This window comes from Bacteroidia bacterium (genome assembly GCA_033391075.1).
In the GTDB taxonomy this organism is placed as follows: domain Bacteria; phylum Bacteroidota; class Bacteroidia; order J057; family J057; genus JAWPMV01.
On record JAWPMV010000001.1, the window covers coordinates 6753437 to 6765749 of the forward strand.

Genomic DNA, 12313 nt, shown 5'->3' on the forward strand with positions numbered 1-12313 from the left:
TTTACTCTTAGTATTATTGTAAACTCAAACATCGACTTAATATAGAAACGCATGGAAGATATTAAACTAATTCTTGACATGGTCAATGAAGGGATGGAGAAGGCTATTGATCACTTTAGAAATTCACTCGTGAAAATTCGCGCAGGGAAAGCAAGTACCAGTATGGTCGATGGTGTATCGGTAGATTACTATGGGACCTCGACCCCATTAAATCAGGTTGCGAATGTGTCTGTTTCTGATGCAAGGACACTCGCCATCACTCCCTGGGAAAAGCATATGATTCCAATCATTGAGAAAGCTATCCGGGATGCAAATCTGGGATTCAATCCTCAAAGTGATGGAGAAATGGTAAGAATTCCTATTCCCATGTTGACCGAAGAAAGAAGAAAAGATTTGGTGAAACAAGCAAAATCAGAAGCTGAGAATGCCAGAATTGCTTTGAGAAAAGCCAGACAAGATGCAAATAGTGAGCTAAAAGATCTCTTGAAAGGCGGTACTTCTGAGGATGCTGTAAAAGAAGGAGAAAAGAAAGTTCAGGACATCACCAATGATTATAATAATAAGGTCGAAGCCATTATGAAAGAAAAAGAAAACCAGATCATGACTGTATAGTTCAAGCCATCTGATTTTCTGCTTATTCGTCGCAAAGACCGATAATCAATTAAAAAGATTCACTTCAAACAAAAAGCTTAGGGATTTCCTAAGCTTTTTTTCTACTTTTGCCCGCATGAAATCATACGTTTTCGTTTTTCTGAAAGGGCTTGCTATGGGTGCTGCGAATGTAATCCCCGGGGTATCGGGTGGTACTATCGCACTAATCACCGGAATCTACGAAAAGCTGATAAACTCCTTAAAAGCCATAGATTTAGAGGTAATCAAAATGGTTTTTACTGGAAAAATCAAGCAAGCCTGGGAACACGTAAACGCTACGTTTTTGGTGCTTCTCTTCGCCGGAGTAGGAGTAAGCCTCGTCAGTCTCGCAAAACTTTTCAAGTTTTTCCTGGAGCATGAGAACCCTGCATATGAGATTGGTCTGATGGCCTTTTTCTTTGGATTGATTCTCGCTTCTCTTTTTTCGGTTGGGAAAACAGTTGAAAAATGGAATCCAGTAGTGATTCTCTCCTTTATTATAGGCGTAGCAGCAGCAGTAGGGATCGCATTGCTAACACCCGCCAGTGAAAATGGAAATTGGTGGTACCTTATTATTTGCGGAATTGTGGGGATGTGTAGTATGATCCTTCCCGGCCTGTCGGGTTCTTTCGTCCTCATCATCATGGGCAACTATAAACTCATCATGCTGGATGCAGTAAGTGAGTTTAACCTCAAAGTTTTGATGCCCGTAATGATCGGAGTGGTCGTGGGGATGGTTGCTCTATCGAGAGTTCTTTCCTGGATATTTAAACACTACCGGGATATCACAATTTCTTTGATGACTGGATTTATCCTGGGTTCACTTCTGATTATTTGGCCCTGGAAAAATGAGCTTTACTATACAGATGCTGCTGGTGAGTTTATCCTGAAGAAAGGGGAAAAGCTTGTAAGCGGATACGACTGGTACATGCCTGACTTTGGAACTAATGCCACCTGGGTAGCTATTCTGATGGCTGTACTGGGAGCCGCAAGTATTTGGGGAACTGAATATTTTGCCGCTAAACTGGGAGGAAAAGAAGAAGTCTGATTCTCAAATACTTATCGGATCAAATGGATGACACCCTGTTCCCACCAGGGAGTGGGTCCGTAGTCTATCAAAGGATTATCACTTTTGTAAATAAGGTTTAGGAAATAGGTATAAACTCCAGCCGCAGCTTCTCTCCCTCTGAATTTCCCATCCCAGGCCTGATGGATATCTTTCGATTGGAAAACGATATTCCCCCACTGATCAAATATTTTCAAATCATATTCCAGGACTCCTACTCCAAAAATCTGAAAGAAGTCATTGATATTATCTCCATTTGGAGTAAAAGAATTGGGAATATAAATGCGAGGCTTTTCGGGCAAGACGCATATCACTTGCTCTGTTGTATCCCAACAACCCGCTTCATTTTCTATATAAAGACTTACAGCATATTCTCCTATTTTCTGATAGCTATGGGTGGGATTTTCATTGGGGTAAAAGTCTGCCGAACTCCCATCTCCGAACTCCCATTTACCCTGCGAAGCTCCTTTACTCTGGTTTAAAAAGGTAATACCTGGATCTTCCATAGTTACACACTCTCCATTGGGATTGGGAGAAAAAGCTGCGAATACAAATTCATAGGAAGGTATTTCCGTTTGATCTTCTAATAAACAGCCTGAATTTAGATCTTCTACTTCCAGCTCATATTCAAAATGACTGGGAGCCCAAAGGGTATCTCCCTGAAGCGGTGGATTTGTTCTCCAGCGTACCTCATAATTTCCGGGAGGATCCATATTAGCCATAACAAATCCCAGGTCTCCTTCACAAACGGTATCTCCATGTACAAATTCAATTGAAAAACCGTCTTTGACAGCCAAAAATGCTTCCGCTGTATCCGGCATGCTACAACCATCCTCCAATAGAACCTGATATGTAGTCGAATGCTGAGGTCTGACTACGAGAGAATCTGCCTTTCCACCCGAATGCAACCAAGTATACTGATACGAATTTTCCATCCCTCCAGAAGCAAGTGCAAAAACTCCGGCAAATCCTCCTGAGCAAATGGTGTCTGTTGAAGTGAATGCCCAGACTTCCAGGCCTTCTTTCACCTGTGTTATAGATCGAGCTTTCAGGAAACAGGCACCTGATCCAAATTCGTAATTGATTATGTGCTCTCCAGGTCCTGCTATGAGGGGATTAAACATATTCCCTACAATTCCCGGCCCACTAAAAGTGCCTCCATTTCTTGTAGCGGAAAGTTCGATGAAGCTATCCTGATAACAATAGGTATCCCCTAAATTGAGGATGACAGGTGTCTCAGGAACAAAAACTTCCAGCTCAATAGAGTCCAGACATCCCTGGGGCGATTCATAATATATCTGGTGAAAACCTCTTCCTGCCAGTCCCGGATCAAAAATTCCATTTAGGCTATCCGTTATCCCAGTACCAAACCAGTTTCCTCCTGGTCGATCGGATTGCAATTGGATGGGATCAGAAAACTCACATAAGGCAGTATCTGTTGCAATAGGATTTCCATAAACCACAAAGACAATGCTATCCATGCAGCCATTTGCTTCATAGTAAAGCGTATGCGCTCCCGGGCCCGCAAATTCTGCTTGAAAAATGCCGGGATTATCGGCAACCGTTACTCCATTTCCTGTCCATTTTCCATTGTAGGGACTACGACGGGTTCGATCAAAGTCGAGCGGAATTCGTCCATCATTCATGCAAAACCAGGCCGTGTCGATGGGCACCCGGGTTTCCCTCACCTGCAATATTTTCTCGGCATAGCATCCATTTACTGTATATCGCAATGTTTGATTATAATCACGTAAACCCGCTAATCCCGGATCAAATATACCCGAGTCTGCATCAATTATGCCCATTCCTGACCAAAGACCTCCATCCGGATCTACATCTCCAAGCCAAATAGGATCAGCATCTGTGCATACACTCAAAAAGCCTCCGATATTGATATTTCTCACATGAACAAAAACAGAGTCTTTACAACCTTGCATTTGGTAGATCAATTTATGTGTACCTCCTCTCGCTAATCTGGGAGAGAAGATACCCAATAGGGTATCGAAGATTCCATTGCCTTTCCATACGCCACCTATGGGGCTGAAATCCAGGGTAAAATCCGGATCAGATTCGCAGAGGGTATCTTTAGGTACTGCTGAAGTAAGATCAATCGTTCCTACGACCACATCTTTTGTATCCGTACATCCATTTACAAAATAGCTAAGGCTAAAAATCCCACTTTGCTGGGGCGTAAACACCCCCGAATCAGCCACAAAATCTCCACTCCAAATACCTCCTTTAGGCTCAAAGTCCACAAATGCAAAAGGCGGAGCGCCTGTACAAGCAGCTTCATCCCGACCTGCATAAATGCCATTTACCTGGATTTTCATTCGATTTCGACAAGCAAACTCATCTTCATACTCAATGGTATGAATCCCATCTCCTGCACTATCAGGATGAAAAGTCCCCGATGCTCCATCAATAATTCCTTGTCCTGACCAAAATCCTCCATCGGGTATTGCTGATAAATCAAAAGGGGGAGCCGTTTGGCAGACAATGGAATCCTCTGGCAGCTGTGGGTTTTCCCTTACAAAAATATGCACACTATCCTCCGCAGTGGGCGAGCCATTTTCATCATAAACTCGGACATGATAGGTCTTGCTTTCGGAAGGACAAACTAAAATGGGATCACCAGAATCAGGAAAACCTTCCAGCCAATCAAAGTGATAGGTCTGTAAATCTCCTCCGCTTACCTCAAGCAAAATCCGATTACATTCACCCGGACATACGCTATCTCTGTCCACATAGACCTCGATCTCTATTGGACAATCTCTTACTTTCAGGGTATCACTGGAATATAATTCCCATATATCGCCGCATGCATCTACATAAGGCGAAAGAAAGGAAACATAATAATCTCCACTTTTAAAAAGGCCTTCCTCCAATACGATTTCAGCTTTCCTTGTACTATCTCCCTGACAATTAATGGGATAGGCCTGAAGTATCCTGACTGGTACAGGTCCGTTTAATACGAAAGCATTTGTATCAATATTCGCGCAGGCTATATTTCTTTCGAAATCAACCTGAAGGACTTTTGTACTACAGGAAGGTGATTTGGGGTTCACATCAATGAGAGCAGCAATTGGATCTTCTATTTCAACCGACCACTGTGCGCGCCATCCCGTACAGGTAATATTTTCATCTGATTTCCAATGAATCGTCAGACAGGATCCACTAGAAAAAACCAGGCCCGGAGATTGCACACCAGAATAGGGAACACCAATGAGGGGAGCCAGGGTATCTGGTCCATCAAATATCCGGAGTAAATCAAAATTAGATTCGGTACAAAATGAGGTGAAGATCAATTTGATCTGGCTGGCATCATCAATACAAATGTTGAAGATATATTCCTCATTATGGTCATAATTGCCTTGTATATCTCCATTTCCACTATCCAATAATATTCCTTCACATTCCTCAACTCGCTGTGTGGACATATTATAGATCGTTTGGGCATTCCCATAAATGAGAAACCCTGTTGATATACCTATCCATAATAAAATTCGCAACATATTGTGTTCCTGAACAGGCCAGATACACAAAGCATATAGAAGGGATTCTCTAAAGTAAGCAGAGCACCAGAAACTTACGAATCATTGATAGTCAAGCTCTTTCAATGAATAGCTAGAAGAATTTTTACCCCCTATTATCCAATTTTACGGATTTATGTTTAAGAAGAAGAAAAAAATCGGCTCTCAGTAAATGTATTTCACGATTATGAAATAAATTAACTATTCGTTCAATTTTTAATGCATAAAAAAATCCTCTGCGAAAACAGAGGATTTTTATTTTTTCTAACAGCTCGCTAATTGTTGAGATAGCGTATGTTATCTTCTACAATACGAGATAGGGGAGAAGTGGCAAAACCAGGCACATATTTAATGGCTTCCAGCTGACTCCGTAAATCTCTATCAGAATAGGTATTCAGTGCGGTATGCAATAAAGTCGCAATTTGAAGATCTTCTTCTTCAATACTGATATTCCCGAGGCTTTTTATCCAGGCGGATTTTTGCCCGTTTCGACTGACTGCTTTAACCATACCTTCTCTATAGTCTTCTAAAATGACTAATTCGCCAGCCTTGAAAAGCACAGCATTTCTGTCATTATTCCGCATATTGATTTTTGGGTATCCGCGGGTATTTTCCAATAAAACCGCAAGCTCTCCTCTTTGAACAATTGCTTCAGATGGAACCCATCCTGTTCTACCTCCTCTAACTTCCACCTTCATATAAGATTTTCCGCCTTTCACGACAGGAGCTTGAGATGGAACGCGAAGTGCATATTCTCCAAATCCTAAACTTTCACCCGTCAAGCTTTTTACTCCGGGCTTATCCATCAATTCAATTCTTTCATTTTTCGCGATCAAATCACCTTCCAATAAAGGTTCTCTTTGTCCACGACTAATTTGCCTGTAATTTCCTCTACTCACTCGCGCATTTGCATATTCTTCTGCATAACGAGCTCTTTCTTCACTGAAGGTATACAGGATGTCATTTTCTCGCTCGCGCGGATTGGAACGATGATTACCCACAAATTTGATGTAATCAATTGGATTTACATCGGTGATGTTTCCTACATAACCGTAAGGCTCACCTTCTTTATCGTAGGTAGGATTGGGCTTAAACTTGGGATATTTTGAGTATTCGTCTCCGTCCGCATATTGTCGTGAAAAACCGGGACTGGGCTCTGGATTTCTTTGCCCACGATCTACTTCAGCAATATCTTTTGAAAAGCGAATCACATTGGTTTTTCTCCAGGGAGAAGCATTTACTCCTCTGGCATTTTGGACATAACGATCTCTCCGGTCGAGATCCAGATCATAAGCCAGATCGGCAAGAACTACTTCCAGGCCTTCTGCACGGGTATAAAAATTTTCAATAAATCTTTCTTTGGAGGTCCAATCGAAAGCAGAAAAATAAGAAGCACATTTATCGTAATAAGAACTGGCTTTATAGTAAGCCTCTTCATCCGTCAATGAATTGGAATGATAGGCATCTACCGCCAGAAAATAATACAGGATCATATTGAATTTTTCGGAGGGATATTCGCAGCGTCTATCCAATCTGTCAAGCAGATCCATATCAACCATATCACCTGATTGATATTGCTCGAAATAGGCTTCTAATTCGCGCTCATATATGAGACATTCTCTGGAAAAAGCAGAAAGGCAAAAACATGAGATAAACAGAAGAACTAGTATTTTTCGCATTTTTATGTGATTGTCAGGTCTTTATTATCCGGAAAAAATATTACTTATTCTTGAACAATATACATACTTATCCTTTTTAAGGACTAAATATTGTAGATATTGCATGCTTTGCGTAAGAAATCAAGTCAAATCGTCTTTATTCTACTATGACTATTTCAGCCTGTCTTTGGTTTTCGTATTGATTCAGAGGATCTCCATTCAGGAAATACCTGATATACTGCCAATATTGACGGCACTCATCTAATGAAACGAGAAATTCCACCCGTAGCGTATCTTGACCAAAGGTATCTTTCTTAATAAAGTAATTGAAAGACAAAGGATTGGCGAATAAAGCTGCTCCGTTTACGGCCTGATTGGTTAGTTGAATATAGCGCTCTGTGAAATTGAATGGGCCAAATTTTCCATCCTTATATCCGGGAGTGATCAGTTCATATTTTGGACTTGAACTCTCTCCACCGGTGGTATCTAAAAAGACGATGATTCCATTTTGGTTATAAATGGATTCCAGATAATTGGTCCCCGAAGGATCCTTATATTCTACCGTAAAAAATTCTCCCCCGATTTCATCACTATCAGCTGCATCACAGGCTTCTTCGCATGATGAAAAATGAATAGAAATAATAGCAATGAAAATTAGCAGAATGTAGTTTTTATTCATGATGGGGTGATTTTCAGAGGTTTCCGTCAGTGTAGATACAACAGAAAAAATACTTAACCTACCTAAACACGCTAATATATAAAAAGTATTGTCCTTTGGGGGCGAAAGTCTTTTCAAAAGCTTAATATTTTTCTTACTGGAATAGGCATTTTGGCCTAAGGAATCTCTAAAACTAATCCCTAAATTGGGCGCCTAAGATTGTGCCCTATGTATGCAAAAATTACCGCCCTCGGGTCTTATGTGCCTCAAAAGATCGTCAGAAATGCCGATCTGGAAGAATTGGTTGAGACTAATGATGAGTGGATTCAAAAAAGAACAGGTATCAAAGAGAGAAGGTTTGCAGCTGAGGATGAGTTCGTTACAGAAATGTGTGTAAGTGCAGCTCAATGTCTGGCTGAAAAAAACCAAAAAAATCTCGAAGATGTTGACTTCATTATTGTCGCTACGATTACCGGTGAACATGTGATGCCAAGTGTCGCCAGCCAGGTCCAGCATAAACTCAATATCAAACGTGCTGGATCCATAGATTTAGGTGCTGCTTGTGCCGGATTTGGATATGGATTGACCATTGCAAGAGGATTAATTTCCATTGGTGCCTTTAAAAAAATCCTGGTTTTCGGTGCGGAAGCGCTTTCCAAGCATTTGGATTTTGAGGACAGAACTACTTGTGTTCTTTTTGGAGATGGTGCTGGCGCTGCTTTGGTAGAAGCCTCTGAAGAAAATGGCTTTTTCGGGACGGTTTCTGGAACAGAAGGAGAACTTGGACATGTCCTATATATCTCTACCATGACCAATCATATCAATGGTTTTGAGGTAGATCCCAAAAATAAAGTGGTACAAGATGGTAAAAAGGTTTTCAAATGGGCCGTTTCTACTGTTAGTCGGGAAGTGAGAAATCTACTCGAGAACTCAAATCTGGATATTTCAGATATTGACTGGTTTATCCCGCATAGTGCAAATGCCCGTATCATTGATGCCATTTGCCGGGATTTAGGATTCCCGAGAGAAAATGTATTTGAAAGTGAGGTGGTTTTTGGAAATACTTCTTCTGCCAGTATCCCGCTTGCCTTATATGAAGGTTGGAAAAGTAAGCGTCCTAAAAAGGGCGATAAATGCCTGCTGATTGGTTTCGGTGGGGGAGTTACTTTTTCCGGGACCGTTTTCTCCTGGGATATTGATGAGTTTCCGGGATAAGATTTTGACAGCATAATCGCTGTCATCTCAAGGGTTGGCTGTGGATAGGACTCAGCGAGTCGAGAGATCTTGTATTTTTGCAATGTTAAATAATACACGATCTCTTAGCTCTCATTCTCTCTCTCATCCAACCTTCGAGATGACCATTTCTTTCCTCTACTGCCTCGTACCCACAAAAAACTCAAAATCAGAGACGCCATTTTTCACGATTTCCAGGGCAAAAACCAGTTCGCGAATATCCTGATCATATCGGCCATGGGCATCTTGTTGCACACTATTCAGGGAAAAGGGAGTTCCTGAGACGCTTCCTTCTGCAAATTGCTCACTATTGAAAGTCAACATGACTCCTTCAGAATTGATAAAACCCAAAGGAGTAATCGTTAAACTAGCCGTAAAACTCATACTATCGATGGGGCTTTGGTCCGGATAAATCTGTGGAATGAGTCTCACAGAAGTATCGTCTATTTTTTCTACTAAAAATTCCTGGTTATCCACATCATTAGCATCAGGAGATCCTATTTTGAGGGTAACAGTTCCAGAATATCTTCCTACAATTTGTGTAGTAAGGTCAGAATTTTGTGGATTCTCTTCACATGAAACAATAAATAAGAGGGGGAAAAGGAGCAGATAAGTCAGATATCTCATGGATTGCTTATGAATTTGTTTTCTTTAAATACGCTGTGGCCAATGGGAGGTTTTCGGGTTTTCCAACATCAAACCAATTTGAGCTATCATGTTGATAGCCGATGATCTTTTTTTGAGCGGCTAAACGAAGGTAGACCTCAATAATGGAAAACTTTCCTTCTTCAATAATTACGTCTAAAAATTCCGGATTTATCAGATGAATACCACTAAAAGCTAATCTCCGAATTTCTCCCATTGGATTACGAGCTGGACGAACTTCACTCGTCTTTATATTTTCCCAACCCGTTAGCTGATTCGTTTCATCAAAGTGAAGATACCGGCTGGTATTTCGTTCAGAAACTGCCAGGCTGGCAAGTGCATCTTGCTCTGTATGAGATTTTATAAAAGCCTGAATATCAAGGTCTGAAATGATATCAGCATTGTGAATTAAGATGGGATCATTTCCTTGAAGGAGATCTTTCGCAAATTTCAATCCTCCGCCCGTTTCCAACAAAAATTCACGTTCATCAGAAATTCGAATATCAATATCGAAGTTTTCTTTTCTCTCTAAGAAAGCCTCAATTTTATCAGCAAAGTGATGGACATTTACTACGACTTCCCTGATCCCATTCTCACGGAGCTTGAGAATGACCCATTCCAATAAGGGTTTTCCAAAAACTTCTACCAGGGCTTTGGGGCGGTCATTGGTGAGTGGGCGAAGCCGTGTTCCCAGGCCCGCAGCAAATATCATGGCTTTCATAGGAAACTAATTTTGCCAGTTTTTTCTCTCCTGTTCTATATGAGTCAGATTTATACTCACATCATATTTCTTTTTCAGATGTGCTGCCAATTGATCAGCACAAAAGACCGAACGATGCTGTCCACCTGTACACCCAAAGTTTACCATCAAATGATCGAATCCTCTGGATAAATATTTTTCAACTGAAGAATCAACCAAAGTATAGACATGCATCAGAAAAGCATCGATCTTACTATTCTTTTTTAAGAAGTCGATGACATCCCGATCTCTTCCGGTTTGTTTCTTATAGGGTTCATAGCGACCGGGATTATGTATCGCCCGACAATCAAAAATAAAGCCTCCTCCATTTCCAGATGGATCTGCAGGAATTTCATTTTTATATGAAAAACTATTTATAGTAACTGTTAGCGATTGATTTGCAGGATCAGGTTTACCAAATAATTGTAACTCCTCTGATTCTGTAATCGCTATGAGGGCTTTATTTAGTTCCGGAACTTCTATGGGCAATTCTATCTTCTTCAGAATAGCCTTTAAATTCTTTATTGCGAAAGGAATACTTTCTAGAAAATGTGGTTTTCTTTCATAAAAACCTCTGAATCCATAAGCTCCCAGTACTTGTATGGTCCGAATCAATACATAAGCGTAATAGAATTTTCTAAATTCTTCGCGATCAATAGAAACATAACTTTCTACCTCATCCATATAATGCAACAACAATTCTTCCCGAATTTCTTCTGGAATATTTGCTTTCGCCTGGTATAGCAAAGAAGCCAAATCATATTGAAGTGCTCCTTTCCTCCCTCCCTGATAATCTATAAAATAGGGCTTACCCTCGTGGAGCATAATATTTCTTGCCTGAAAATCTCGATACAAGAAATAATTAGTATTGGTTTGAAGCAGGTAACGGTAGAATTTTTCAAAGTCATTTTCCAGCAATTGCTCATCAAAAGGAATTTTGGCCAATCGCAGGAAGTAATACTTAAAATAATTCAGGTCCCATTGAATAGATTGTTCATCAAACCGGGCTCGCGGATAACAGACTTCATAGTCTAACCCTTTTCCCGCTTCTACCTGGATATGCGCCAGGCAACTCAATGCTTCTTTATAAGTAGGCAGAATATCCATGGGGAAATCTCCTCCATTTCTCAATTCATGCAAATGAGCAAATAAAGTAGTATCTCCCAGATCTTCTAATAAATAGATATGCTGAGAAAGATCTTCTGCATAGATCTTCGGGACGGGAACCCCTTTTTCCAAAAAGTGTCGAGTGAATGTCAGGAAGGCGGTATTTTCTTTCAAATTGGCATTATAAACACCTATCGCCTGTTGATTATCACTTATGATTCGATAGTATTCTCGATAAGAGCCGGAAGGTTGAAGGGGAATGAAAGATACGGCTTTCTCATTGGCCCATCCTTTAAACAGTTCCCTCAGCAATAGTTCTTTTTCCTTGTCCAAAGTATGTTTCTATATATAAGATTGCAAACATACGTTTTTTATCGGGCTATTGGTAACGCTGTGCAGGAATCAAATACCTATGTAATTTATTCAACAATTAAAACTTTATATGCTGGAATAACCAAATGCGAAGATAACCAGACGTTATACCGTTTTTTCGTCCAGACGTACCATTGAAGTTGTATTTAAGCCCATTGGTTCATATTCAGAGAATTGCGTGATTATTAATCCTACTTTTATGATGTAAGAAAACCATAGGAAAACAAACATTTATTCACCCTCTAGCAAAACGCATCATGACTCACCAAATAACCTCGATTGATGACTACCTGAATGAAACCTCGCAGTTAGCCAAAAAAAATCAATCCAGACGAATTATATTGTTCTGTACTTTATTTTTAGCTGTTATCAGCCTGGGATTCGGAATTTACACTTCTACCGAAGTTATCCAACATCCTGATAATCAAAATAATATGTCTGTGGTTCCTGTTTTAGATCAAACAGAAGCCAAATTTGGAAAAGTATATCTCGCATTCGATCCGGATGAATTGAATGGGGTAGAGGATATAGAAGTATTTCTTGCTAAAAGAAATGGAGAGGATATAGAGGGTGAAAAAGGAAACATTGGATTTCCTGAAGAAAACTGGACCGACGATCAGGTAAGAAACCAGATTGTAATTAAAGGAAATTACTTCGCTGGCCAGTAGTCAAAAA

The 12313-nt window shown here is 40.4% G+C and carries 10 protein-coding genes; 4 read left to right on the top strand and 6 right to left on the bottom strand.

Annotated features, from left to right (window positions below; genetic code table 11):
* Positions 1-51: 51 nt before the first annotated feature.
* Both frr and R8P61_27040 read left to right on the top strand, forming a co-directional pair.
* Positions 52-612: a ribosome recycling factor gene (gene frr, locus R8P61_27035; GenBank protein MDW3650760.1), complete on the top strand. Its 561-nt coding sequence runs from the start codon at positions 52-54 to the stop codon at positions 610-612.
* A gap of 115 nt (positions 613-727) precedes the next feature.
* Complete coding sequence (locus R8P61_27040; protein ID MDW3650761.1) at positions 728-1678, top strand: DUF368 domain-containing protein; 951 nt, start codon at positions 728-730, stop codon at positions 1676-1678.
* An 11-nt stretch (positions 1679-1689) separates the two neighbouring features.
* On the opposite strand, the gene R8P61_27045 is transcribed toward R8P61_27040, so the two are convergent.
* The 3 genes from R8P61_27045 to R8P61_27055 form a co-directional block, all read right to left on the bottom strand.
* A complete protein-coding gene (locus R8P61_27045) occupies positions 1690-5133 on the bottom strand; it encodes a gliding motility-associated C-terminal domain-containing protein (protein ID MDW3650762.1) in 3444 nt (1147 codons plus the stop codon).
* Positions 5134-5501: 368 nt separating this feature from the next.
* Positions 5502-6905 (bottom strand): hypothetical protein, encoded by a 1404-nt coding sequence (locus tag R8P61_27050; GenBank protein ID MDW3650763.1) that lies wholly within the window; start codon positions 6903-6905, stop codon positions 5502-5504.
* Between the two features lie 136 nt (positions 6906-7041).
* Positions 7042-7563, bottom strand: coding sequence for a hypothetical protein (locus R8P61_27055; GenBank protein MDW3650764.1), 522 nt, complete (start codon positions 7561-7563; stop codon positions 7042-7044).
* Between the two features lie 207 nt (positions 7564-7770).
* On the opposite strand from R8P61_27055, the gene R8P61_27060 reads away from it, so the two are divergent.
* Entirely contained in the window at positions 7771-8757 is a 987-nt protein-coding gene (locus R8P61_27060; protein ID MDW3650765.1) for a ketoacyl-ACP synthase III, read from the top strand.
* Positions 8758-8913: 156 nt separating this feature from the next.
* On the opposite strand, the gene R8P61_27065 is transcribed toward R8P61_27060, so the two are convergent.
* The 3 genes from R8P61_27065 to R8P61_27075 are packed head-to-tail and all read right to left on the bottom strand — an operon-like array spanning position 8914 to position 11599.
* Positions 8914-9402 (bottom strand): hypothetical protein, encoded by a 489-nt coding sequence (locus R8P61_27065; protein MDW3650766.1) that lies wholly within the window; start codon positions 9400-9402, stop codon positions 8914-8916.
* Positions 9403-9409: 7 nt separating this feature from the next.
* On the bottom strand, positions 9410-10141 hold the full coding sequence (locus tag R8P61_27070; protein ID MDW3650767.1) for a nucleotidyltransferase family protein: 732 nt from the start codon (positions 10139-10141) through the stop codon (positions 9410-9412).
* A gap of 6 nt (positions 10142-10147) precedes the next feature.
* Positions 10148-11599, bottom strand: coding sequence for an RNase adapter RapZ (locus R8P61_27075; GenBank protein ID MDW3650768.1), 1452 nt, complete (start codon positions 11597-11599; stop codon positions 10148-10150).
* Positions 11600-11895: 296 nt separating this feature from the next.
* Between R8P61_27075 and R8P61_27080 the strand changes: the two genes are divergently transcribed.
* Positions 11896-12306, top strand: a complete 411-nt coding sequence (locus R8P61_27080) for a hypothetical protein (GenBank protein MDW3650769.1) — start codon at positions 11896-11898, stop codon at positions 12304-12306.
* The last annotated feature ends 7 nt before the right edge of the window (positions 12307-12313 follow it).